The organism is Arenibacter sp. P308M17, assembly GCF_003426735.1.
Taxonomy (GTDB): Bacteria; Bacteroidota; Bacteroidia; order Flavobacteriales; family Flavobacteriaceae; genus Arenibacter.
In genome coordinates, this window is the sequence record NZ_QVON01000005.1 from 375,760 (window position 1) to 401,911 (window position 26,152).

Sequence of the window (26,152 nt, forward strand, 5' to 3'; positions counted from 1 at the left end):
TTTAGAAATTGTTTAAGTTTTGTTTTTGGAATATTTTAGAGTATATTTTTTCGTCAGGCGAAGGTATTTTAAGAGGCATAGCCATAGCTGCGGATCGAAAAATAGCAGAAGCATGGCGGAAAAAGATGCATAAAAGAACCAAAGGATAAAATTTAAACAGTTTCTTACTTTGTAAAAATATAGACCAGGGTTTTAGCTGGAAATTGTCGTTTTATTTTAAGTATCCTGAAATTTTATCCCTTTAGGCCCGACCAAGCTTCTTTTTGGACATGAGTTGTGGGATCTGTTCGGCATGCTAGGGTTGACAGGACACTAAGTCGTACATCCCCTAAATTGGATTTATAATCAAATAATTACTAAAATTTAAGCGTGTGAAAATAGCAATAGTATGTTATCCCACTTTTGGAGGTAGCGGGGTGGTGGCAACAGAATTGGGAATAGCCTTGGCAAATAGAGGCCACGAAGTCCATTTTATAACTTATCGCCAACCGGTGCGCTTGGAGTTGCTGAGCAACAAGATATACTTTCATGAAGTGCACGTACCGGAGTATCCCTTGTTCCATTACCAACCGTATGAATTGGCCCTTTCTAGTAAATTGGTAGATACCATCAAATTGTTCGGTATAGAGTTGTTGCACGTGCATTACGCCATTCCCCATGCCTATGCCGGGTATATGGCCAAGAAGATGTTGGAGGAAGAAGGGATTTATATCCCAATGGTCACTACTTTACACGGTACGGATATTACTTTGGTGGGCAAGCACCCTTTTTATAGACCGGCAGTCAACTTTAGTATCAACCAGTCCGATGTGGTTACCTCGGTATCCCATAACCTCAAAGCGAGTACCTTGGAGCTGTTCGATATTAAAAATGAAATAGAGGTGGTTCCCAATTTTATAGATAAAAGAAAATACAGTGTGAACTTCACGGATTGCCAGCGTTCCTTAATGGCCTCTGAAAATGAAAAAATTATAACCCACATCAGTAATTTTAGGAAGGTAAAGCGTATCCCCGATGTAATACAGATTTTTAATAGAATCCAGGCACAAATACCGGCCAAGCTGATCATGGTAGGGGAGGGACCTGAAAAAGAAGGTGCGGAACGTTTGTGCGAGGAGCTTGGCATTGCCCATAAGGTTATCTTTTTGGGCAATAGCAACGAAATTGATAGGATATTATGTTTTTCGGACCTTTTTCTTTTGCCCTCACAAACAGAAAGTTTTGGCTTGGCCGCATTGGAGGCAATGATCAATAGGGTAGCCATTATTTCCAGCAATACGGGAGGAATACCGGAAGTTAACCGCCAGGGGGTTACCGGTTATTTAAGCGATGTGGGCAATGTAGAGGAGATGGCCGAAAATGCGCTCAGGATATTGGGCAACGAACAAACTTTGGAAAGGTTTAAAAACAATGCGGCAAAAGCGGCAATGGATTTTGATATCATGAAGGTGTTGCCCCTATATGAGGCCATCTATGAAAAGGCCCTTTTGGCGAAAACTAAAAGTTTACAGCGGAATTGATGCGATCATTGTTACTATTCCTATGCCTTTTGGGGATTTCCTGTTCCGGGCAGAAAAGCGTGCACAAGGATATAACGGGCAGTTCCCCGCAAAATTCAAAGGAACTTCAACTGGTATTGGCGGATAGCTATAGCGGGGTGGAGCATTCGGAATTTCGGGTCATAAGGGATTCCAAGACGTTAAAGCACTTTTTTTTGCAAATAAACAGGACCAGAAAGCCGGGTCTCCCCATTCCGGAAGTGGATTTTGGCAAGGAGTTGCTCCTGATATATTGTTCGGGAATTACCCTGGGCGTCGGAGAAGTGGGGTTGTGCATTATTGAAGATTCCCGGGATGATATTGTGGTAGGATTAAAGGAGGGGCCACTTTCCGAACAGCAGGACCAAAATGTAACTACCACGCCCTTTTGTATTTATAGGATGCCCCTAACCCCTAAAAAAATTAGTTTCCAAAAAAAGAAATAGCATCCGTTGATCTTTACGTACCATTAAGGTTGTAATCCAGTATATTATTTGGCCCAGGCACATAGATCTTCTATTTATGTCCTAAAAGGTCGATTAAGTATTGTGTTTCTAAAAATATTATGCTATGGGCTATAAGCAATGAACAATGGGCAAGAGGTATTGAAATAAGAAGTTTGATTGCGGCCCATTGCATAGTTCAAATTCCAATCCGTGCTTCCGTCATTGCGAACGGGACTGTCACGGACAGGCCAAGTGAAGCAATCCCATTCTTGTAGGCCCGGAACAAACAGATTGCCACGTCGCCAACGCTCCTCGCAATGACGTTATCATTATTCGTTCCGTTACGTCATTGCGAACGGGACTGTCGCGGACAGGCCAAGTGAAGCAATCCCATTCTTGTAGGCCCATAACAAACAGATGGGCCGTCGCTATCGTTCCCTGTCTTGTTATGCCAGGTCCTTTATCTCGGTTAAAATACCGTTTTCTTGGGTGAAAAATTATTGGGATTTAAAAAATCCAAAAACCTGTTTTGTAGGAAACCGCTTAACGATTTTTAAGGCCTTTTGTAGAATTTAAATGGTGTCCGTTTAACATTGCCATAGCTTTGGACAAAGATTTTAATAATCCCAAAATTTTATAAAGATGAAAACCTACGTGTTTGCAATTACCTTTTTATGTGCTATTTCCTATAATTTTAGTACTGCCCAAGAATTACAATTAACAGCTAAGGACAGTGTTGTTACCAGTTCCTGGGTATTGGGAGTTGGCTACAATATTGTAGATGATTCCGCAACGCCCTTTGGCGATGATTTTCTAAGCATTAAGGAAACTTGGCACGCCCTTCCCTATCCTTCCTCCATAAGTATAGGTAGATTCTTTAAAAATGGAATTGGAATAAGGGCCATAGGCTCTTACAATAAGTACGATATAGGTAAGAAGGTCGACGGAGAGATCAATACGGTGGAGAGGGATTACTATGCCATAGATGGTATGGTAAGTTATGACCTCAATAAACTAATTGGGGAAACCGGCTGGTTCGATCCATTTTTACATGTAGGTGCCGGCTATAGTGATATAGGCGCTGTGGGCAGGGCCACTGCCAATGCAGGTTTTGGATTTAACACCTGGTTTAATGACCGTTGGGGGCTAAATTTTAATACCATGGGCAAATGGGGTATTGAGGAAGGGTCCACCAAACAGTTACAGCATTCCGCCGGGGTAGTATACCGGTTTGGGATAGAGAAGGAATTGTCCAAAAAGGGATTGGAGAAGTTGGCATTGATCGAAGAAAACCAAAGGGTGTCCGATTCTATCGCCGCCGCAAAAAAAGCAGAGGAAGAGGCTAGGCTAATGGCCGAGCGTTTGGCCAAAGAGAAGGAAAAAGCACGTTTGGCTGCGGAAGAGCAGGCTAGGAAGGATGCGGAGAACAGAAGAAGGACGGAGTTGGAAAACAAAATTAAGGATTTGGGCAATGTATACTTTAGTCTCAACTCTTCGTACCTGAGCAAGCCCTACAAGGAATTGTTGGATAATTTGGCCGTGTTAATGGAAGAAAATCCGGCCTTGACATTAAAAGTAGGTTCCCATGCCGATTCCAGAGGGGCTGAAAAATATAACCAATGGTTGTCCGAGAAGCGGGTAAAACAGACCTTGGATTATTTGATCGGTACCAAGGGAATAAGTTCCACTAGATTGACCGGGGAAGGTTTTGGGGAAACCCAATTGACGAACGAATGTGACAATACTACCTACTGTCCGGAACCCAAACACAAACTGAACAGAAGATCGGAGTTTGAGGTGGTGGAGTTTTAATCACCAAGAATATGTATAACTCAAATGTCCATTGCATTGGCAATGGGCATTTTTTGTTTACTATTACTGTCCTTTAAAACAATTGTATTTGTTTTAAAGTGTAATACATTACTGGTTTTTTTGATTTGCTAAAGAGTGATCTTAATTTGCTTATCAGAACCTTTTATGATATAGCTGTTTGTACCTGAAAGTTGAAAAACTCCAACATGGGCTATATTTTCAGGATTGCCGTACATGAAGTCGTAAACGTATTTCCTTAGAGGCCTGAAAGCCTCATTTTCAAGATTAATTTCTAACAAGTCCTCTGGCTCTGGAATTTCATTGGAGTGCAACTGTTCAACTTTCACCTCTCCCCTCAATGTATCTTCTACTTTTTTACTAGGACTAAGAGCGGATTTGGCTTTTTGAAAATACAAAGGAATTTGTTTGGACTTTAAATACTCTTTTAGTAGTATTTTCCGGATTTCAAAGAAGGCGTGAATATTGGATATTAAAGATTTTTTGTAGTAAATGTGGTGTTCAAAATTGTAGATGTTATTGCTCCATCTTCGTTTATAATCCATGCCACCTACCCCCATTTCGAAAATATCGTAATTATTTAAATAGCACCATTCCAATTGTTTATATATTTCTATATGGCCCAATCCAAATTTTGAATAGTCCAGGTCAAAGGAGGAAATAGAGCTGAATAAAATTTTGTCCATATGATAGTTTAATGATATTTCAATGGGTCTATCACCATCATATATAACAAATAGGGACGCTTTTTTCTGGTTGATCAAAGGAAAGGTGTCCGTACAAATATCCATCCATTTAGGTAGATTGTTATTGGGTTCATTTATAGCTCTAAATCTGTTTACGAGCATCATTCTTAATGATTCCATCAGGGCTTCGTAATCCTTGAGGGTAATCTCACCATGATACATTTTATAGCTAATGTTAAAACAAGTTTCTAAACGCCTAATACTCCTGTTCAAATTGGTTCTAAAATTGGAGTTAAATTTATTTTTCAAGTACGCGTCGGCATTGGAGTCAGAATTTAGAAAAATGGCATAACCCCAATTATGTTGGGGTATTTTTTTTGTATGGTACAAATGCGCATCACAAAGCTTACAATTCATGTAACCAGGTACCAAGTTGATAGAATACAATGTGCTACCCCCTGAGGAACTCTTGTTCGGCTCATTCACTATACGCTTATCCCCATAACCTATACTTGAATAGATATCCGGTATGGTTTGATTATCGAAAATGGTTGAGAAAAGCTCTAGCCTTACTTTTGACATGATTCTGAAAAAAATGGATATTGAACGGTTAATAGCAGCATTTAATGGTATTTGAAGATTTCCTTAATTCTGTTTTAATTGGGTTGATTTGATAAAATTTAGAACACCTAAACTTGAAAAATAATACCATATTGGGATAGAACTAAATCAATATGGTCTTCATAGAACGATTTGGAAATGGTAATATTATCCACATACCGTTGCATATGGATTTAATACAAACATGTTGGGTTGGTAAGGTTAGACATTTGGCCTATGGGTTCACTATCAAAAACGGAAATATTTTATATTATTTATTACAGCAAAAACAATTTTTTGACTTATAAAAACCACGCCTGTGCAAAAAATTGAGGACCCTTAATGAAAATATTTCTAGCTGGGAATAACCAAAATTACTGATACTGATAGAGGTATCAAAGGATTGCACATAATGCCACCACATGGAAGGTACATAAAGGGCATCGCCTGGCTCTAGAATGACGCTCCTAAACTCGGCTTCCATGAACTTGGGGAATTTTTCATAGGAAAAATTATTTATGTCCACTTGGCTCGCAACCGCGCCATTAATGTACTTATCACTGGGGTATAAATGTTGATTGTATTTGGTGGAGGAAAGGATAAACATTTTCTTTCCTTTAATTTGGGCATATAGGTTCTTTCCGGTGTCATTATGAAAACCTGAAATGGTCCCTTTCGGACCGATCCAAGCCGTTACATCGTTAACGGCAGTACACTTTTCAAAAATTGAAAAATCGGTATCACCATTTAGATGTGGAAAGTAGTTAAAGATATCCAAAGTGGTCAGATAATCCTTTACTGCTTGTTGGTTTACTTCAGCATCCTTCAATTTTAATATGTAATCCTTAAAGGTCGATTTTTTATATCGGTTATCTTCTTGAATAAAATTCCCCGATAAAAGGGTAATATCCTTATCGTCCCCAAGGTCTAAAAAATAATCTAAATTCCATTTTTTTGTCGCTCCCCAGTTTTTAGCGAAACCCTTGATTACCACTGGTTTTCTTTTATTTATATAGGTATTCTTTAAAGTATTGTAATCTATTGATTCCAGGGTTTCAATAGGTATACTTCGATTTAAAATATCGTTTACAATATTCATTTTCTAATTATTAGGATTTCGAACGTCATAAATTTAGGAATTCCCATGGAATATAAATTATATAATCGATGAAGTAATATTTGTTTAGTTGTCAATTAATTAGCGTCTAGTTTCCAGTATCCCATGTTATAAAATGTCCGAGTTTTGTTTTAGGCCCAGACCGAGGTTTCCGAAGGTCCATTATTTTTTTGCGGCGAATTAATGGCCAAGGGGTTGGGCCGCCGACAGAATTAATTTGAGCTTCGTTGCGGGACCATAAAGAATATATTCCCTATAGGGCTGAATTTCGTATACTATAAGGTCGTTTATCGGTAATTGTTGGGTGAATAAATAATCATATAAATGCCTTAAAAGAAAAGCGTATTTTTCATTTTTGAAATCGATTTGATGTAGGGTATAATTTCTCAGATCAACACTTTCCAAAGGTATTGTATGTGCTTGGGTATTTCTTAATTCCGGTGATGTTTCCTTTTTGGTTATAGGCTTTATACCTTTTATGAATCGAAGTAATCGATGATATATCAAATGAATATTTTTGGACTTCAAATAAAGCTTCATTTTATTACTAACTACTATAGTTTGCGCCAAAATTAACTCAGGTATGGATGTAGGCCGGTAAATTAAATAACGTTCAAAATAATAGTCGTTCGTGCACCATTGTCTTTTGTAATCCAGATCCCCCATGCTCATATCAAAGTGTTTGTAATTGTTCTGGAAACACCATTCAATTTGTTTGTACAACATAATATGGCCCAATCCAAATTTTGAATAATCAATATCAAATCCAGGTATGGCATAAAAGAAAATCTTATCATAATGATAGTTCAATGATATATTTATGGGTTTTCCATCATTATATATAACGAATAGTGACGCCTTTTTTTGTCTGATCAACGGAAGGAATAGTTGGTGAAATCTTTCCCATTCATCAATCCTGGCATTTTCTTCCTGGAGTTCATCAAACCTTCTTAAGATAAAGTGATATAGACAGTTTACTAATGAATCATATTCCCCTTGACCAATTTCACCGTAAAAAACATTATATGTTATGTTAAAACTTAGCTCCAAGCGCCGAATGTTGCTTTTAACCGCCGTTCTTAGTCTAGGCTTTAAGTTCGCTTTCAAATAATCGGAAATATCCACATAAGCGCTTAAATCGGCCATAAATCCCTTTGTTAAAGGGAATATTCTGGATCGGTAGCCTGGTTTAAGTTTTAGGTCAAGATAATCGGGGACATGGTTTATGTAAAACAAACCGTTCACATCTAACATAGTAGTATCAGGACTTTCTTGGGGCCTTTGCATTTCACTATTGTCACTGGAATAGAAAACATTATCTACCACTGTCGGAAACGTGCCTTTCTCAAAAAGGTCAAAATAAAAGTCCATGGGATATTTTGGCATAATGGATTATTTTGAATATGGTTATTCCAAATAAATTTTTATACAGGCTTTATCCCCTTTTACGAAATAAGTTTTTTCATGTTCCAAACTAAAGATTTCCACCTGGGTTTCATGTGCCAAATGGGAATATTGAAAGTCATAAACATGTTTTCTTAGAAACGAATTGGCTTCGCTGTGAATATCAATAACCTCCATATTATTATCGGATGGGATTGATTCCACTATTTCAACCTTATAATCGTTCCCTTTAATATTTATATCTCTATTATGTGTGCGTCTACTTTTAATTTTCTTGTAGACCTGGTCAATGTTTTTTGATTTGAGGTATAATTTGAGTAGGTGTATCCACTTTAGTCCAATACTCCATAATTTACCATAGAGAGATTTTTTTTTATAAACGATATGATGCTCAAAATTATAGATCTGATTGCTCCAGCGGCGCTTATAGTCCAAATCTCCCCTGCCCATTTCAAAAATTTTGTGGTTGTTTGCCATACACCACTCCAATTGCTTGACAATTTCGACATGTCCAAGTCCAAATTTGGAATAGTCAATGTCGTATGATGAAATAGAACTAAAAAGGATGCCTTTATAATGATAATTGATGGAAATCTCTATAGGTTTTGAACCGGAATAGATGACAAATAAGGATGCTCTTTTTTTTAGAATTAGATCATAAAGTATGCTCCTGGTGTGTTCCCATTTTGGGTCACTATCATTGTTAATTTGTAGTTGGCCAAACCTTTTCTGCATCATATCATACAAAGAATCCATAATAAGATTATAGTTGCTCTTATGGATCTGGCCGTAATACATTTTGTATTCTATGTTGAAGCAGGATTCAAGTCGACTTACATACCTCAGAATTGTTTTGGCGTTGGATTTGAATTGATTTTTTATATAGGTAGTAACATCGGAGACATTATCCAGTTTAATGGAATAGCCATTAACGTGGATCAATTTCTCGCAATTAAAAAGAGATTCGTTGATCAAAGGAAACACCCAATAGTCCGGTACAAATTTCAGGTAATACACTGGGGAAAAGTTTTTTTGGATAGCATGTGAATCCGGGGATATGTTTTTTTTATCGAAATCCAAGTCCGCATAAATTTCAGGAAGGCCATGTTCCTTTTCGAACAATTCCACAAATAAGTCGATTTTTTGTATCCTCATAAATCCCTTTTTCTATTAATTCGCCCGGTCTGTAAAAGCTACCTCGATATTTTTTAATTTTCCCTTAAAAATAAAAGCATTTTTTACTTTTTTTTCTTCAAATACTTTTACGGTATTTATGGATTCGTGGCTTGTATATAAAAAGTCATAAAGCGCTTTCTTGATATAATTATAATTGGAATTGTCCAAGTCAATTTCACTCAATTCCTCTTGTGGTGGTATTTCACTATCTGGAATTGGTCTTATACTACTTGTTCCGTCTACATCTATTTCGGGTAAATTGGGTTTATATAATTTTCTTTTAAACCGGTGGTATAACACATCAAATTTCCATCGTTTTAACAATTGGAATAAAAGATAGAAATATTTGGAGGATACCACTTTGAAATTGGCAAAGATTACTGTTGTTAATGAAGAGGAATCGTATATAAAATGATTTTGATAACCGTAGATTTTGTTGATCCATTTTTGTTTATAATAGTAATACCCTTTGAGTAGATCTATGGTTTCAAATTTGTTGTCAATACACCATTCTATCAATTTTATCATATCTATAGAGCCCATGCTAAAAGTAGCGTAGTCGATATCATAACTACTGAGGCTGGAATATACGATCTTGTCATAGATTAAATTTACGCAGATATCTATAGGTTTGGGGCCGTCGTAAATTACAAATACGGAGGCCTTTTTATCATTGATCAATGGGAATATTAAATTTTGATATTTTTCCCAATTCTGAAGCTCATAATTGTCTTCCTTTTTTTGGGTAAAGCGTTTTTCGAGCATTCGCCTCAATTCACTAAAAAGAAAATTAAATTCGTCCTTGGTAATTTCGCCATAGTACATTTTATATGTAATGTTAAAGCAATTTTCCAGTCTGTTTTGATATCGCCTTAGCTTAGATCTGCTCGCTTTTCCAAAATTTTCGGATAGGTAATCATTAATATGGCCATAAGGTTGGATATTAATGGCATATCCCTCATATGTGCCGACCTTTTTTATCTTTAGGCCGTCTTTTTCATTAGGAATTTCAACTTTTAAGTAATCGGGAACATCCTTTATGATGACTGTTTTTTTAATGAAATAGTTTTCAGGGGCAATACACTTGTCGTAAATAATTTTATTGGAAAATGAATTGTATATTTTGGTATAAAATGGTTCCAAGTTCCGTAGGGCCAAAAAAAGTTCAAAAAAATGAAGCTGTTCAACTTTTGTTCCAGGTTTCGAAGGATTCATACTTTTGGCTTGTTTAGTTTACCGTAATTTTTTGACTATTTTTAATCCCCTTAATGAGAAATGAATTTGGTGGATCAAGCAGGCTTAGTACCACTATATTGTTAATTGATTCTTGGTTTTGATATAAAAAGTTGTATATGTGCATTCTTATATGGGCTATACTACTATCGGAGATGTCCATTATAATTCCATTGCATGTTTTGGATGGCTCCGGATCATTGTCTATACGGATTTCGACTTTGGAAATCGTATTCTTTGTATCCATTTTTGGCCGCCTCAAATAGGATCGTATATTTCCCAAAACAATATGAAAATTCCATTTCTTTAATAGGTCTATTAAAAGATACATGGTTTTAATTTTGAAAATAATCAATCTGGCCCTTAGGGCTGTTAGCAGTAGGGAAGAATTAAAGATAAGATGTTTTTCAAAATAATATTGGGTATCCGTCCATTGGGATTTGTACTCATATTCTCCCTTTAATAGGTCAAAAGTGGTAAAATTGTTTTCAAAGCACCATTGTAGTTGAACGATGATATCCGTAAAACCAAGATAAAATTTTCCATAATCAATATCATATCCGCGGATATATCCAAAAATAGTCTTTCCATGAATAGGATTAAAGCTAATACTGATCGGCTTATCGCCATCGTAGATAACGAATAAACAAGCTTCTTTGCTTAGAATTAATGGATAGGCTATGTCCCGGTAAACCTTCCATCGGACCAAGTCATCATTTATGAGCTGTTTTTGATCAAACCTCCTATTTATGAATTCAAGAAACTTATCGAACAAAGACTCATATTCCTCTTTATCTATATCGCCATAATAGGTTTTGTAGGAAATATTGAAACATTTTTCTAGGCGTTTCTGATTGGTTCTAAATTTGGACCTTCTGCTACTGCTAAAAGTTTTTGATAAATAATCTGTTTCGTCTTTGTAGTTGTTTAAGTTAATTAGACTTCCTTTAAATGTTTTCAATTTTCTTATTTTCCAACCGGAATCCTCATTAATTTGGGCGTCCAGATACTCTGGTACGTCCTTGACTATTGTAATGTTCTTCGGGTTGGACCGGGTAGTGGAAACATTTCTGAACTCTACTTGTCCTGAAAATACATTGGTAATGCTGGAATAAAAGGAATTTAAGGGCCTGTTCTCCAAAAAGATAGTCAAGAAATTTAATTTGTTCAACTTAAAAGAAATCATAACCTCATCCTAGATATAATTTATTATAATAATTCGGAAAAGCGTACATAGGTAGGTTGGGTCAAGATTCCTTCCAATTAAAATTGTTCAATCTTTTAACCCGTCTTTTAAATAAAAATTTATCCATTTGGAACTTTTTTCCAATAATATCCTTGTCACGCAGATATTGCCTTAAACGTATTTTTTGGGATATTATGTAATATTTCATTCGTGATAATGAAGAACTCGGATTAAAAAACAGGTGATGTTCAAAATTATATACCTGATTGCACCATTTCAGCTTGTAATCTGTTTGTCCCATGGCAAGGTCAAATACGGAAAAATTATTTTCCTTGCACCATTCAATATGTTTAACCATACTAATGTCTCCCATATTGTAATTGGAGTAGTCTATATTATAGGTTTGTATATAGCTAAAAACAATATCCTTCATAAGGAAGTTCAAAGTCATGGTAATTGGTTTTTCCCCATCATAAATAACAAATAGGGAAGCTTTTTTTTCCAGTATCATTGGGTAGGCCAAATCGTAATAAAACTTCCAATTCAGCAAGTTGCTGTTGTACATTTTTTTTTCCAAAAACCTTCTTTTAAGCATGGTGAAAAATTCTGAAAAAAGATAGTCGTAATGTTCTTTTGTGATATCGCCGTAATGAAAGATATATGAAATTTTATGTCCTGTTTCCAGTTTTCGTTGTTTGGCATATAAATTCTTAATGTTCCTTTTGCTCAGTTGCCCTGAAAGATAAGTTTTGCAGTCTATGCCCGCTTTTAAATGCACCAAGTATCCTTTATATTGTCTAACCCTTTTACAGTGAACACCAACTTTTCCCTGTTTAAGGGCCACGTTTAAATAATCAGGTATATTGGGAACTATAACTACCCCATTATTTTCTTTTATTGGCAGCGGTTCTATGGGCAATGTTATACGATTATTATCGAGCGTATTAACAATGGTTTCCTGATAGTAGGCAGGAATATGGTTTTTAACAAAAATGGAGTATAGGAACCCTAATTTTGAAATCACTTCCTTGTTTCCTTTAGGCTTTGTATGGGTTACAGTGTCCATTTTAATTGTTTTTTACCATTTTCTTTATAACCATATCATACATTATTGGCACAATAGGGCAAGCATAATGTGGTTGTCCAATACGCATTAGTGTACCATGGGGATGATCATCTTCTTTGTTTTGGAACAATAAGCTTATTACCACTTCAAAGTACCTTAGGGGGTATTTTGTAATTTAACGTTGCAGTTGTACTTTTGTTGTTTTACTTCCGGTCTGAAATATATAGGTGTCCTCTAAATTGGTAACCTTATATGTCCTTAGGTCATTAATAGATTCGTTATTGAGATATACGTATTCGAAAAGGGCCATTTTTAGCGAGTGGTTGTTTTCTATTGGCAAAAAGACTTCCTTTAATTGGTAGTCGGTTGAAAGTTCGATCTGGTCTTCGAATGAAAATCCCGTATCCATATTTTGCTTCGTGTAACTTTTGTTTACCAAGAATTTAAATCTATGGATCCTGTCGTTCAGTTTTTTATCCCGCAAAAATTGTTTTGCAATAAAGTAATTCTTAATGGCAAAGGCAATGGTTTTGGGAAGTATGGCATTTTTATTATAGATAAGGTGGTACTCAAACCTATACTCCATATTGCTCCACCTTTTTTTATAATCAAAGTATCCTTTTGAAAAATCCAGTTTGTCAAATTGGTTTTCCAAACACCATTCAATCAGTTTCATGATGTTTACGGAACCTAAATTAAATTTTGAGTAGTCTATATCAAAAACCGTAATGGCATCAATGAGCGCATTGTTAGTAACATAATTTAGGGTTACACCAATAATTTGATTTTCACTATAGGTTACGAACAGGGCGGCATCCTTCTCCAAGATCATGGGGTAGGTCACTTCTTTATAAAAGTTCCATTCCGCAGGGTCTAAATTATTATTCGTAATTCCCTTTTGTTGGAATCGTTTTTTTAGTAAGGTTTCAAATTCGTCAAAAATGATCTCATATTCTTCCTGGTTGATTTCCCCATAGAACATCCTGTAATTTATATTAAAACAGGACTCTATTTTTTTTTTATATTTATTAAGCTTATACCTGCTACTTCTTTTAAAGGTTTGGACCATATAACTGTCCAGATCTTTATACGGTTTTAGGTCTATTAAAAAACCGGGATATTGCGGGATTCTTTCAATCGCAATCTTTTCGTTAATGGTATTGTTTTCAGGGTTGTTCCAATGTTCGGGAACATCATAGATGAGGAGTACTTTATTTTCGGCCTCCTTTGTTATGTTTTCATTGAATAATGAATAGCTTATGCCTTTTGTTAGATTTCTGCCAATATTGATATATAAAGGAAAAAAGGGATACTTAAAGAAAGATGCTCCCTTTAAAAAGGGAAAAGAAATAGCAGGGCCGTTTGAATTAAAATGTGTAAGCCATGTCCTGATATACGCTTTCGAGGAAAACGGATTTCTTTTCATATGGTATTATTTAGCCCGTTACAACGGTAGCATGGAAAGAAATGGCTGCAACCTTTTACGAAATTACCACAGTTTGGCTTCATTTTTTCTACGATTAAAGCCTCATACTTTTCAATATCGCTTACGCATTTCCAAATGGTAAAATTCTTAAAGTCTTGAGAAAAACTGGATTTAAAATGAAATAGGGAATCTTCCTTACTGCCCACGCCCCCACCAAGATTCAGAAATTTACAATTCTCCCGACCGGCAATTATTCTCATTTCATCTATCAATAATTTGATCGGGAACAGATTCAAATGTTCCAAGTCGGATCCGGATAGGTGGTATTGCACAATCTTGTTGGTCTCAATAAACATGGCACCGGCAATAATACCGTTGGTTTCCTTTTCAATGGCCAAAAATATTCTTGCGTTAAAATCCTTTGAGTCCAGAAGTTGGAAAAAATAATTGTGATCAAAAAAATATTCCTTTTTTGCATTTACCCGTTTCATATTGGCATAATAAAGTTCAATGTATGCCAATACGTCCTCTTTGCTTTCTGCCATCCTTACATAGCATTTCCTGCGCGCCTTGTTGATATGGGTCTTTAGTCTTTTGTAATATGCTTGTTTTTGTTCTTCCAAATTTCGGGTTACATCTATATTCACAATGTGGCTCATGGTAGATATTTCACCAAAATTTCTTAAACAAATTTCTTGGTTGGGTATAAAGGGATTTAGCCTGGAAAAGACCGAAATAATATGATTATCCAATAAATATTCCTTAAATTCCTTTAAGAAATGGGCATTGACAAAAGTATTGTCAATGTTCTTGGTAAGGGGCCCGGCATATCCATAAACCGAGGTAAAATCATGGAATTGGGTCCCCGTTATCTCCCGTAATAATAAAGGAATGGCAATTATCGTATCTTTTTCGGAATACTTGACCAATACTGCTTGTTCATCTTCCTTTTTGGATATTTGGTGATAATCATAGGTGTGGTAGAAATCGTAGATATCCACCATTTTAAGTGTGGCGTCCCATTGGTTTTTATTTCTAATGATTTCGATCACTTAGTAGGGGTTTTTTAATACGAATTTGAACAAGGTTGCAATAGGGGTTGTTATTTGTTAAAAACCGAAGTGAAATCCAATTTGGTCAAACCAAATTCCTTTCGGAGCCCGTTGGTTACAAACTTTAGCCTGTACTTCATTAATTTTCGGATAATATTTTCAAAAAAGTCCTTGGTAAGGAAACTATAGGAGTTCATTTTTTTTACGGCCTCCGGGGTGCTGCAATAATTTTCAGTGTTCCCTATACTATAAATGGCTCCCGGGAATGGTAAAGGCAGCATTTTTTCGCCAGAACCCAGCGTGGTAAAATCATGATTGAAGAGCGGATATGGCTTTTGCTGTAACAATTGGTCAACGAATTCCGAGCGTATAACGATACAGGTCCCGCACAATACGTTAAATGTGTTTTTGTTTAGGAAAATCAAATTACTGCCCTCGTTATAGATGTATCCTTTTTTAAAGAACCAACCGGGAACATTACTGTTATCCTCCTCTGCAAACTTGGCAATACGGTTACTAATACAGTCATCGGCATCCACTACCATATAATGTGATGCCCTATATTTTTTGGAATACGCTATCCCGAACATTATTTTCTTCGCTTTGTCCGCCTCCTTGGCGGCATTTCTGTAGTTCAGCGGATCATCGGACTGAAGTTTTTGTATGTTTTCGGGAGTAGGGGGGTCAAAATCCACTTGAATAAATTCTAGTGAGGGATGCTGATAATTAAGTTTGGGGATTTCATGGCATACTGCCACTACCTTGAAATTGTCACTGGTCTGTTGGCAAATAGATTTCATGGTCCTTTCCACCAAAACGGAAAAAACTTCCCAGTTGGAGGAAATCTGTGAACTCTTGATCGGTACAATAAAAATAATCATTTACGTATTTTTTAGATTCTTAATTAGGGGCTCTATACGCCGGGAAAAATTCGGTTTCGCCTATATTGGCATCTTTTTTTAGTTGGCCGTATATATTATCGTCCACTACAACTTTCCAAACGCTAAACTGTTTTATGTCATTGGAAAAGGAGGACTTAAAATTGAACAATGCATCTTCCTTGCTGTGATAACCTCCACCAAGATTGAAATAGGTATACTTTTCTTCGGAACCAAGAAGGCGCATTTCATCCAATAATAACCTAGCGGGCGCAATGTTCAAAAACTCGGTTTTGGTACCGGAAAGGTGATATTGAATTATATCGTTGGTCTTTACGAACATAGACCCTGCAATAGCCTTATTGCTCTCATTGTGCATGGCCAAAAGAATATCTGTCTTAAAACCTTTGCATTTTAAAAAGTTAAAAAAATAATTTTCGTCAAAGAAGTAGGACGTATTGGCGTCCAATTTCCTCATAGTCTCCAAATAGATGTCGATAAAGCTCTTAATGTCTTCCCTACTTTCGGCTTTCCTTATCGTACATAACCTCCTGGCCTTATTTATTCTACTACGGGTATCCCTTCTATAGGCAGATCGTTGCTGTTCCAGGCTCTGGGTAAGGTCTATGTTTACTATATTCCCTATCGGCTTTACCTCTCCAATACCGGATAGAATTTCCGCCTGCTGGGGAATATAGGGATTGAGTCGTGAAAAAACGGCAATAATCCTATTGCTTCTAAAATACTCGTTAAGACAATTTTGATATTCCTTAAAGTCTTGGGTTTCCTTAGTATTGTTGCTTAAAGGGCCAACATAACCATAGACAGAGGTGGCGTCAAAATAATCCGTATCAAATATTTGGCGAACCAACAGTGGAAGGGCTATGGTAAGATTATCCTTATTATAGACCAGGAGCACTGGTTTCTCCCCATCGTTTTTGGATAGATAATGATAGTCATAAGTGTGGTAAAAGTCGAAAACACCTAGCTGCTCCAGTACTTTTTCCCAATCGTTCTTTTCTGTTATTATATTTAGCATGTATCCAAATATGTTAAATCAGTTTATTATATATGGTCAAGGTTTTTTTTGTCATGGCCTCTATTGTAAAATTCTCCAAAGCCTTTAACTTTCCATTGCTTGCAATAGAATCCCTTAGTTCCCTATTTTCTATAACGGTCTGTAGGATGTCTCCCAACGCTTTGGCATTGCCGTTGGAAAAGATATAACCATCCTTTCCGTGTTCAATCTGGTCCAGCGCCCCATTGGTGTCGGTTCTAATAGTGCAACAATTGCTCATCATGGCTTCTATGGCTACCAGCCCGAATGCTTCCGATTTGGAGGGAAGCACAAAAATATGGAACAGTTCATAGAATGGTTTGGGGTCTTGAAAGGGCACTATACTAATTGAATTTCGCAAAATGGACCTGTCCATAATTTCTTTTAACCATACTTCATCGGATGGTAACCAATAATCTCCCAAGAATACCATATGCACGTTATTGGCCGTGGTTTCCGGAAGGTGTTTTTCCACTGCCTTTATCAATACATCCAGTCCTTTATCTTTGGTTATCCTGCCTACGTATCCTATAACTAGTTTATGCTCCGGAATATTGTATTTGCTTTTCAAAAGTGATAAGTCCTTTTCGGGGGTTATATCGGCAAATCTCCTTGATACCCCATGACATATTACTGAAACGGTATCGGGTTTGGCTCCCAAGGTCTTTATCGCATAATCTTTGGACTCCCTACTTATGGCGATCAATTCTGTTGGATTCTTATATTTGAGGTTTTTTACCAATTGCACATTATGAACCGTGGTGATAAACGGTTTTTTTAACAGCCAGGGTAGAAAGGTCATATAGGGGGACTGGGAATGGATTACATCAGGTTTAAGTTGGCGCATCCATTTTAAAATCTGATAAATGGCCCCTATGGAGATTACGATCTTATTTAAAATGTTGCCCTTGGGAGTTTTAAAAGTTTTGATTTCCGTCCCAATATTTTTAAAATCATTTTCAATTTTAACCAAGTAATCATTATCACTGTCCGTTATTCCACCTGTGATCAGCAATAATTCATGGCCCTGGTTGACCAAACCCTGAGCCAAGTCGAGCGTATTTAGGGTTACACCGCTCTTTTCAATTCTACTGAGTAAGAAAAGGATTTTCAAATTTTTTGGGATTACTATTGATGGTTAATTTTGAAGTGTTTTTTTTCTATCAGTGCAATGGTGTCCAGGACTATTTTTTTACCTTTTTTTCCAAATTTTGGATAAATGGATTCAAAAGTGTCGCTTTCTTTAATTTTAATCGGCTCTTGGCACAATATCGTTCCTCTGTCCACTTCCTCATCAATGATATGGGTGGTAAGCCCTGAAATACGCACCCCATAATCCAATGCCTCCTGTATTGCCGTATGGGTCCCTAAAAAGCTTGGAAATAGGGATGGATGAATATTAATAATCCGATGTTCAAAGGCATTTAAAAGTTCCTGTTTAATGACATATTTAAAACTCAATAACAATACATAATCTATTTTGTAATAATTTAGTTCATCCAATATCCTCCTTTGGTAGGCCTCCCTGTTTTCATAGTCCCCTCTTAATATTCGGACTGTGTCAATCCCCGCCAGTTTTGCAGCATCCGCTGCCCCACATGGTTCCGCTTCGTATATAAGGAGTTTAATGTTGGAACGCTTTAAAGCACCTTGGGAATACGCCATAATTACATCTTTGGCGTTTCTGCCCCATCTGGAGACCATTATGGCCCAGTTAAGTGTTTCTGCGGTATTCATCTAAGGTCGGCATTACGGTAAAGGAGTCAACTGCTACATCTTTGGAGGTGATAACATTTTTTATAGTCTTAATAAAAATTTTTAGATCAAGCAAAAAAGACATGTTTTCCACGTATTCCACATCCATGTTCAGGCGCTCGTCCCAAGCTAGGCTATTTCTCCCCGAAACTTGTGAAAGCCCTGTGATGCCGGGTAATACGGAATGTCTCTTTTTTTCCTTTTCATTGTAAACGGACAGGTACTGTATTAAGAGGGGGCGTGGTCCGATCAGACTCATGTCCCCTTTGAGGATATTGATCAGTTGTGGAATTTCGTCCATGGAAGTTTTTCTAACGATTTTGCCCACGGTGGTCAATCTATCGCCATCGGGGAGAAGATTGCCTTCGGCATCTTTTTTGTCGTTCATCGTCTTAAACTTGATGATACTAAAAATACGTTCATTTTTTCCTGGCCGTTTTTGAAGAAAAAACACCTGGCCATCGTTAAAAATGTATAACAGAACAGTTAGTAATACAAAAATTGGACTCAATAGGCTCAACATAATTATGGCTACCAAAAAGTCAAGTATCCGTTTTAAGAAGTGTTTATACATTTATAATTATCTTTCAGATATACAAAGTACGTATTTATTTTTTGTCCTTTAATTGTTTCATGGACGAACCAATCAATTAAATGGATTAATGGCCTTTTTGCCCACTTAGTGACATTTAATCCCGATAATGCCCGTTCGTTTTTATGTTTTCTTTAGTGCGGTAACCTGGGTAAATATCCTTTCATAGGCCATGGAAGCCAAAAGGTTGTTTTTAAAGTATTGATACCCATTTTCGCCCATTTCCTTTTTTTTGTCCGGGTTGTTGTACAATTGCATTAGTTTCTCCTTCAGTATTTCCGTTTTTCCAGCTTCGGCCCAAAGACCCGCCCCTATGCTTTCCAGGTGGGTGCCGAAGTCGGTGTTCAAATCTACTGATGCCAATATGGGTACCTTTGCATTAAAATAGACCAAGGATTTGGAGGGTATATTGGGTATGGTGAAATGCTCGCTTAACGAAATTAGACCTACATCTGCAATTTGTAAAACTTTAAAGAATTCTTCCCTACTTAAAAAGTCCTTTACCCTTACATTACTTAAATTTTCTTGTAAAATCATCTTGTCCAAATGCTCTTTTTCGTTCCCGCCGCCGATTATCAAAAAAAAGAGGTCCTTATTGGTAATACAGGATTTGGCTAGTGCCACTATATTTTCCATTTTTTGGGGTTTACCAATATTGCCCCCAAAAACAACGATAAATTTGTCCAAAAGGCCATATTGCTCCTTTATCCTAATAATTTCCTGTTCCTCTAAATTAGGTTGAAGCCATGCCCAATTGGGCAATAGATGTAATTTGCTGGCATCCTGTTCGGGATTGTGTTTTTTTACATAATCTATATTGCCCGGGGACATACATCCTATATAGTCCGATGCATAATACATTTCCTTTTCCTTTTTTCTAAAATAGGCATAGGCCAGTCCTTTGGGGTTCATCATGCCCAGGTCCAGCGCATTTTGCGGAAATATATCCCTAAGGATCAAATACATTTTGGAACCGTATTTCCGTTTCAACCAACTGGCTACATTTACCAGGGTAATGGGAGGCGTAGGCATCATTACCAGGTCAAAATTTAAATCTATGTTAGCTTTTTTTAAAGCGCGTTTATATTGATAGGGGAGTAGGAGGGTAGCCAAGCCTTTTTGAATTTTGCCGACACCGAACAATTCCAGTGTGGGTACCCGCAGGGTGGGAATACCGTCCTCTATCTGCATTCCAAATACCGTTTCATCATAGGTGGGGGCAACCACCATAATATCATGGCCATTGTTTCTGAATTCTACCACCAGTTCGGTAAACATATTGTGGTATTCGTTCATATTGGGAACTGCCAGCCCTAAAAATATAACTCTCATAATTTTATGATTTGGACCAAACAACCCTGTTAATATAATCTACATAGGAAATTATTATGCGCACCACTTTTTCGCTCACATTCGGCATGGAGTAATCGGCAACCGGTCTAAAATTTCTATTTGGGTTTCGTTCCTGGACTTCCAAGGCTGCCAAGGCTTGCATAATACGTTCCGGATTAAGGCCTACCATCATTACGGAGGCCTCTTCCATGGCTTCTGGCCTTTCATGGGCCTCCCTTATATTAAGGGCCCTGAAATTTAAAATGGACGATTCCTCAGATATGGTGCCACTATCGGATAGGACTGCAAAGGAATGGTATTGAAGGGCATTGTAATCCGAAAACCCCAAAGGTTTAAGGAATTGAATATTGGGATGTGTTTCTATCTTTTTCTCATTCAGCATGTTTCTAGTTCTTGGATGTGTAGAAACAATTATGGGGTAATCGTATTTTTCGGCAATGAGGTTCAAAGAAGTTATTAGTCCCTCAAAGTTTTTAGGGTTGCTAATATTTTCTTCCCTATGGGAGGATACCACAAAGAATTTCTGTTTTTCAAGTTGCAGTTTCTCCAAAACATCGGAAGCTTCAATTTTTGCTTTAAAATTCCCCAATACCTCGAACATGGGACTGCCAGTCTTAATTACCCGATCTGGCGATAAACCTTCTTTTAATAAATACTCCCTGGCAATATCACTGTAGGTTAAATTTATATCCGAAATATGGTCTACAATTTTTCGGTTGGTTTCCTCCGGTACACGTTGATCAAAACAACGGTTGCCTGCCTCCATATGAAAAACAGGGATTTTTCTTTTTTTTGCAGGAATGGCACATAAACAGGAATTGGTATCGCCCAAAACCAAAAAGGCATCAGGGGCCAGTTGCTCCAGGATAGGGTCTATGGCAATAAGGATCTTGCCCACGGTTTCCGTGGCATTTTTACCGGCAGCATTCAGAAAATGATCGGGTTTTCTTATGCCCAGATCCTCAAAAAAGATCTCGTTAAGTTCATAATCATAATTTTGGCCGGTGTGCACCAAGGTATGGTCAATGGCTTCATTGGCATCAAGGGCATTTAAAACACAGGCCAATCTAATTATTTCAGGGCGTGTCCCCACAACGGTTAATACTTTAAGCTTTTTCAATGGTTATTTTTTTAAATATTGATTATTCGTTTTATTCCTCGTTCTTTTCCGTTTTCCCCAACCCTAAAGGGTGCGGAAAAGAACATTCCATAATATTGTTTGCTGTTTCAAAATTATTTGCAAAACGATTCCCTCCCTTTAGGGCCGGGGCAAGGAATCGTTTTTGATATTTTGTTTTATCTTTTTAATAACATTCTCTATATCATTCATGATTTCTTCATTAGTAAAGCGTAAAATTTTCAATCCTTGAAAAGTTAATATTTTACTGCGATCCAGATCATATTGTTTTTGATGGTCTGATTCATGGTATTTACCATCGATTTCAATAATTAGTTTTGCTTGATGACAGTAGAAATCAACAATAAACTTATGAATAGGATGTTGTCTCCTAAACTTATATCCTTCCTCTTTATTGTCTTTTAGTCTGTTCCAAAGTATAATTTCGGTTTCCGTCATTTGTTCCCTTAGGTGCTGAGCCTTTGCAAATGTATCTGGTTTAGCACCTTTCCACATACTCTCATCATAATATGGATTATCTTTTTTCATGACAAAACGTTTTATTCCTCGTTCTTTTCCCCAAACCTAAAGGGTGCGGAAAAGAACGTTCCATAATATTGATTGCTGTTTCAAAATTATTTGCAAAACGATTCCCTCCCCTGCCCGACTACTTCGTTCCCGTCCGTACCGGAACGGGCGGACAGGCGGGCTTTAGGGCCGGGGCAAGGAATCGTTTTTGATATTTTGGCAAATTTACCATACACTAATTAAACATCTTCAAAGTAAGTATCGGCATCTTCCGGATTATAGGGCTCATTGATCCAAAACAAAGTAATAAGCTCCGTATCCCCTATATTCTTTATATTGTGGGTATGCCATATGGGCATGTCCACGTAAGCTGGTTCTTCTCCGTCCAAATAATAATTCAATACTTCATCTGTTCCGATCTTTCTTAGTTGAATAAGGGCTTTCCCACTAATCACGGCAAATCGTTCGGCCTTTCTGGTGTGAAAATGATTGCCCCTTGTAATTCCCGGAACGGTCGTGGAATATGAAAATTGGCCACTTGTTTGGGTTCTTGCAATCTCTACAAAGCTGCCCCTATTGTCCGTATTTTTTTTATATTTAACAGGGTAATGCGCTGTTGGAACATAACACCTGAACGTATTGAAAAGTGCTTTTTCAAAGTCCCGGTCCAGATTGGGGAAAATGCCGTTTTCCATATAATCGGATTTGAACTGTTGCAACAAGCTTAAAATTTTGGATACTTTAATGTTTTTGGTGGGTGCAATTTTTAATTCCTGGATATTTCCATCTGCGCCACCTGGGTTTTCCGAATCTTTAATGGACCGGATAAATATCTCCACCAATTCGTTGATGTAGATAAGGCCTACTTCGCTGTCGTTTATTATGGTGGGGATTTCATTATGGGCAATCTTATGGCAAAAAGTAGCCACCACCGAGTTGTAATTGGGTTTTCCGAAAGGGCCAAAAACATTGGGAATGGTCAGGGAAGTAAACCTGGCACCCTCTTGCCGTGCCCATTGAACAAGTTTTTCCTTGCCTTCCTTTTTGGAACGTCCATAGAGATTGTCCTTTTCTTCTTGGGAGGAGGAGGAGAATACAATATGGGGCTGCACCTGCTTTGTTCTACAGGCTTCAATAAGGTGGTTCACCAATTCTATATTGGTAGTATAGATAACTTGTGCATCTTCATGCCTGTTCATTGCCGCTAAATGTACAATTACATCGCATTCCCCTACAAAATTGGCCAATAATTCCTTATTTCCGAAGAAAGAACGTTCAAAAGGAACCAAGGTTATGCTGTTGTCCAGGGACAAGGTATTATATAAATGGTTGCCTACAAATCCGGCCTGTCCGGTTATTCCTATTTTCTTCACACGTTTAAATTTCTTAATGTTCGTTATATTGGGGTTAATTGTATTTTATGTTAAAAAGTTAAAAAATTGTCAAGTTATATTGTTCTGGGTCCCTTTCATAATTTGAACAACCTTCAACTTTCAACCTTGAACCTTGAACTTACAACTTTCAACCCTGTTACCACTCGGCATTCCATCTTTCCAACGGAAATCTAACATCGTCGTTCTTGGATTCTTCCAATGTAAAATTGGAAAAAACCATTAATTTGGAGCCATCTTCGAGGGATTTAAATGCCGTGGCATTTCCTTCCGGGACTTCCAATATTAGAGGGGAATTTTCATTTAAAACGAATCTTTGTGGTATTCTATTGTTCATCGGAATATCATTGTCCGCAAAATGGATGGTATTTATAACGAAGGCACCGGTATAACAATAAAACCATTTTTTTTCTTTGTAGTGTCCCTGCCAGCCCCTAACAATTTCTGTCGAGGCCGGAGAAATCTCGTAGAGACGAACAATTTGGGCCATATCAAAGGTGTTGAAAAACTTCATCTTTCCACGGGTATCGGAAAAAGTAGCTCCTTCAATTTTGATGGGTTGGACCATTAAAGACTTTCTTTAATAAAATCTAAATTCAACAAGGTATTTTTAAGGGCTTCGTTGGTCAATTGTTCCGTGTTATGGGAGTGATAGTCTTCAATAGCACTGATATCGGTTTCCCCTTCGGAAAAGTATCGGCTATAGTTAAGGTCCCTATTATCTGCTGGAATTCTATAAAACTCGCCCATATCCTCGGCTTTTTGCATTTCTTCCCGGGTACATAGGGTCTCATAGAGCTTCTCGCCATGCCGGGTACCTATCACTTTTACCTCGCTATCGGAATTAAAAATTTGCTTAATGGCCTGGGCCAGATCGCCAATGGTACTTGCCGGGGCCTTATTAACAAAGAGATCCCCTTGGTTTCCGTTCAAAAAGGCGAATATCACCAAATCTACGGCATCTTCCAGGGACATTAAAAAACGGGTCATTTTGGGGTCCGTAACCGTTAGCGGTGCCTTTTCCTTAATCTGTTTTACGAACAATGGAATTACAGATCCACGGGAAGCCATGACATTTCCATATCTGGTAAGGCAGACAATGGTATCGTCATTGGGGATATTCCTAGAGGCGGCAACGGCCACTTTTTCCATGAGGGCCTTACTGATGCCCATGGCATTAATGGGGTAGGCCGCTTTGTCCGTACTCAGGCAGATAATGCGCTTTACCTTGTTGGCCACGGCGGCATCTATGGTGTTCTGGGTACCAAAAACATTGGTCTTGGTGGCTTCCAAAGGAAAAAATTCACAGGAAGGCACCTGTTTTAAGGCTGCGGCATGGAAAACGTAGTCTACGCCCTGCATGGCCTTGGCTATACTGTTATAGTCCCTAACATCGCCGATATAGAATTTTACCTTCTCGTTTTTAAGTTGGTTCCGCATATCGTCCTGTTTCTTTTCGTCCCGACTGAAAATGCGGATTTCCTTGATATTGGTTTCTAGAAAGCGGTTTAACACTGCGTTTCCAAAAGAACCGGTCCCCCCGGTAATGAGTAATGTTTTATCCTTAAACATAAATTTTATTTATCTGTTAAAAAATTGGTAACCTTCTGTTCAAACAAGGAATAATCAGTTTTTACATCGTTTAAAAAATTATAACAATTGTTTAAAAAATTTTCTTTGCAAAAACTATCTTTATAAGTCATTAACTTATCAGGAAGTTCTTCGTACTTATCAACGATGATTCCGAAATTATATTTTTCAATGATCCTACTTTGTTCAGTATTTTTATTTACAATACAAGGAATGTTATACATTGCGGACAAGTATAATCTATTACTAAGTAATGTAGCGCCTTTGTTAAATTCAGTTCGACTAATCAATATGTTAATAAAATCAGAGTCCTTTAAAAGGAAGGGTTCTTCATATTTTTTATAAGGTCCTTTGTAATTTATGTTGGCAATATGTTCGGAATTTGTTTTATTCTTTAAATCGTTTAATGCTGGACCAAAACCTATAAATTCTATTTCAAACCTGCTGTCATTTTTCAATTGATCAATAAATAAGGCGTCAGAATTGAAGTCTTTTATCTGGCCTATGGTACTAATTTTTATTGTTTTACTATCAAAATTAATGTCGCGAAACGGGAAATTACTTAATGCATTTCTGACAAGAGAAATATCAATGTTGTGCCCTAAAAGATAATCTCCCTTTGGAGGTAGCCAATTTTTAAATCCATTGGAAGAAATACATACAAAATTGGAATTAAGAACAACCTTAATAAATCTACTTTTGAAATATTTCATTGGTTGTGAAAAATCCCTTACATCCAACAGGTATCTTTTTGAATAATGTTTAATCAGGAAATCCCCCATCAAAATCCCTACTTGTCCAGAAAAAACAATTACTTTGGAATAATTCTTATTTTTTAAATTCTTTATAAGAAATTTTCTGAATCTAATGAAATCCAGAGCCTTGGAAATAGTTGATTTTGAATTTTCTGAACATTTAAAAGCAATACAACCTTCTTCCTCAATATTGGCTCTATCCCAAATTAATAGGTCATATTCTATTTTTTCTTGTTTAAGAATGTCCGTGTAATATTTTAGGTAAGGGGACGTAAAAAGGTTATTGGGAAAAAGTAGGGCAACCCGCATTGTGGTAAAATTTGTTATATTTTAGAATATTAATGGATACGAAGATATATATTATAATATTCTTTTG

24 protein-coding genes are annotated in these 26,152 nt (G+C 37.1%); 3 read left to right on the plus strand and 21 right to left on the minus strand.

Annotated features, from left to right (window positions below; all coding sequences use genetic code 11):
• Positions 1-371 precede the first annotated feature (371 nt).
• From bshA to D0S24_RS14220, 3 genes are all read left to right on the plus strand, one after another.
• Positions 372-1,520, plus strand: a complete 1,149-nt coding sequence (gene bshA, locus D0S24_RS14210) for an N-acetyl-alpha-D-glucosaminyl L-malate synthase BshA (RefSeq protein ID WP_117020529.1) — start codon at positions 372-374, stop codon at positions 1,518-1,520.
• Positions 1,520-1,984: a hypothetical protein gene (locus D0S24_RS14215; protein WP_117020530.1), complete on the plus strand. Its 465-nt coding sequence runs from the start codon at positions 1,520-1,522 to the stop codon at positions 1,982-1,984. Before bshA ends, D0S24_RS14215 begins: the two co-directional genes overlap by 1 nt.
• Positions 1,985-2,626: 642 nt before the next feature.
• Positions 2,627-3,796 (plus strand): OmpA family protein, encoded by a 1,170-nt coding sequence (locus D0S24_RS14220; RefSeq protein ID WP_117020531.1) that lies wholly within the window; start codon positions 2,627-2,629, stop codon positions 3,794-3,796.
• A gap of 128 nt (positions 3,797-3,924) precedes the next feature.
• On the opposite strand, the gene D0S24_RS14225 is transcribed toward D0S24_RS14220, so the two are convergent.
• From D0S24_RS14225 to D0S24_RS14325, 21 genes are all read right to left on the minus strand, one after another.
• A complete protein-coding gene (locus D0S24_RS14225; protein WP_117020532.1) occupies positions 3,925-5,082 on the minus strand; it encodes a GNAT family N-acetyltransferase in 1,158 nt (385 codons plus the stop codon).
• A gap of 289 nt (positions 5,083-5,371) precedes the next feature.
• Entirely contained in the window at positions 5,372-6,199 is an 828-nt protein-coding gene (locus D0S24_RS14230; protein WP_117020533.1) for a cupin-like domain-containing protein, read from the minus strand.
• Positions 6,200-6,397: 198 nt separating this feature from the next.
• On the minus strand, positions 6,398-7,603 hold the full coding sequence (locus D0S24_RS14235; RefSeq protein WP_117020534.1) for a GNAT family N-acetyltransferase: 1,206 nt from the start codon (positions 7,601-7,603) through the stop codon (positions 6,398-6,400).
• Between the two features lie 21 nt (positions 7,604-7,624).
• Positions 7,625-8,776, minus strand: coding sequence for a GNAT family N-acetyltransferase (locus D0S24_RS14240; RefSeq protein WP_117020535.1), 1,152 nt, complete (start codon positions 8,774-8,776; stop codon positions 7,625-7,627).
• 15 nt (positions 8,777-8,791) lie between these two features.
• Positions 8,792-10,012, minus strand: a complete 1,221-nt coding sequence (locus D0S24_RS14245; protein ID WP_117020536.1) for a GNAT family N-acetyltransferase — start codon at positions 10,010-10,012, stop codon at positions 8,792-8,794.
• A 13-nt stretch (positions 10,013-10,025) separates the two neighbouring features.
• Positions 10,026-11,183, minus strand: a complete 1,158-nt coding sequence (locus D0S24_RS14250) for a GNAT family N-acetyltransferase (protein WP_181938104.1) — start codon at positions 11,181-11,183, stop codon at positions 10,026-10,028.
• A gap of 94 nt (positions 11,184-11,277) precedes the next feature.
• A complete protein-coding gene (locus D0S24_RS14255; RefSeq protein WP_117020538.1) occupies positions 11,278-12,282 on the minus strand; it encodes a GNAT family N-acetyltransferase in 1,005 nt (334 codons plus the stop codon).
• A gap of 175 nt (positions 12,283-12,457) precedes the next feature.
• Positions 12,458-13,708, minus strand: coding sequence for a GNAT family N-acetyltransferase (locus D0S24_RS14260; protein ID WP_117020539.1), 1,251 nt, complete (start codon positions 13,706-13,708; stop codon positions 12,458-12,460).
• Positions 13,705-14,760: a peptidoglycan bridge formation glycyltransferase FemA/FemB family protein gene (locus tag D0S24_RS14265; protein ID WP_117020540.1), complete on the minus strand. Its 1,056-nt coding sequence runs from the start codon at positions 14,758-14,760 to the stop codon at positions 13,705-13,707. The genes D0S24_RS14260 and D0S24_RS14265 overlap by 4 nt, the downstream gene beginning before the upstream one ends.
• 50 nt (positions 14,761-14,810) lie before the next feature.
• Positions 14,811-15,641 carry a glycosyltransferase family 2 protein gene (locus D0S24_RS14270; protein WP_117020541.1) on the minus strand — a complete coding sequence of 277 codons (831 nt, stop codon included), beginning with the start codon at positions 15,639-15,641 and terminating at the stop codon, positions 14,811-14,813.
• A gap of 19 nt (positions 15,642-15,660) precedes the next feature.
• Positions 15,661-16,677 (minus strand): GNAT family N-acetyltransferase, encoded by a 1,017-nt coding sequence (locus D0S24_RS14275; RefSeq protein ID WP_117020542.1) that lies wholly within the window; start codon positions 16,675-16,677, stop codon positions 15,661-15,663.
• A 13-nt stretch (positions 16,678-16,690) separates the two neighbouring features.
• Entirely contained in the window at positions 16,691-17,809 is a 1,119-nt protein-coding gene (locus tag D0S24_RS14280) for a glycosyltransferase family 4 protein (protein ID WP_117020543.1), read from the minus strand.
• Between the two features lie 14 nt (positions 17,810-17,823).
• Positions 17,824-18,432: a formyltransferase family protein gene (locus D0S24_RS14285; RefSeq protein WP_117020544.1), complete on the minus strand. Its 609-nt coding sequence runs from the start codon at positions 18,430-18,432 to the stop codon at positions 17,824-17,826.
• Complete coding sequence (locus D0S24_RS14290) at positions 18,410-19,024, minus strand: sugar transferase (RefSeq protein ID WP_117020545.1); 615 nt, start codon at positions 19,022-19,024, stop codon at positions 18,410-18,412. The genes D0S24_RS14285 and D0S24_RS14290 overlap by 23 nt, the downstream gene beginning before the upstream one ends.
• 141 nt (positions 19,025-19,165) lie before the next feature.
• Positions 19,166-20,374 (minus strand): glycosyltransferase family 4 protein, encoded by a 1,209-nt coding sequence (locus tag D0S24_RS14295; protein WP_117020546.1) that lies wholly within the window; start codon positions 20,372-20,374, stop codon positions 19,166-19,168.
• A gap of 4 nt (positions 20,375-20,378) precedes the next feature.
• Entirely contained in the window at positions 20,379-21,515 is a 1,137-nt protein-coding gene (gene wecB, locus D0S24_RS14300) for a non-hydrolyzing UDP-N-acetylglucosamine 2-epimerase (RefSeq protein ID WP_117020547.1), read from the minus strand.
• A 138-nt stretch (positions 21,516-21,653) separates the two neighbouring features.
• A complete protein-coding gene (locus D0S24_RS14305; protein WP_251795793.1) occupies positions 21,654-22,061 on the minus strand; it encodes an endonuclease domain-containing protein in 408 nt (135 codons plus the stop codon).
• A 218-nt stretch (positions 22,062-22,279) separates the two neighbouring features.
• A complete protein-coding gene (locus tag D0S24_RS14310) occupies positions 22,280-23,413 on the minus strand; it encodes an NAD-dependent epimerase/dehydratase family protein (protein ID WP_117020548.1) in 1,134 nt (377 codons plus the stop codon).
• Between the two features lie 157 nt (positions 23,414-23,570).
• Entirely contained in the window at positions 23,571-23,999 is a 429-nt protein-coding gene (locus D0S24_RS14315) for a WxcM-like domain-containing protein (protein ID WP_117020549.1), read from the minus strand.
• On the minus strand, positions 23,999-25,003 hold the full coding sequence (locus D0S24_RS14320) for a polysaccharide biosynthesis protein (protein WP_117020550.1): 1,005 nt from the start codon (positions 25,001-25,003) through the stop codon (positions 23,999-24,001). The genes D0S24_RS14315 and D0S24_RS14320 overlap by 1 nt, the downstream gene beginning before the upstream one ends.
• Before the next feature lie 5 nt (positions 25,004-25,008).
• On the minus strand, positions 25,009-26,085 hold the full coding sequence (locus D0S24_RS14325; protein WP_117020551.1) for a hypothetical protein: 1,077 nt from the start codon (positions 26,083-26,085) through the stop codon (positions 25,009-25,011).
• Positions 26,086-26,152: the final 67 nt, after the last annotated feature.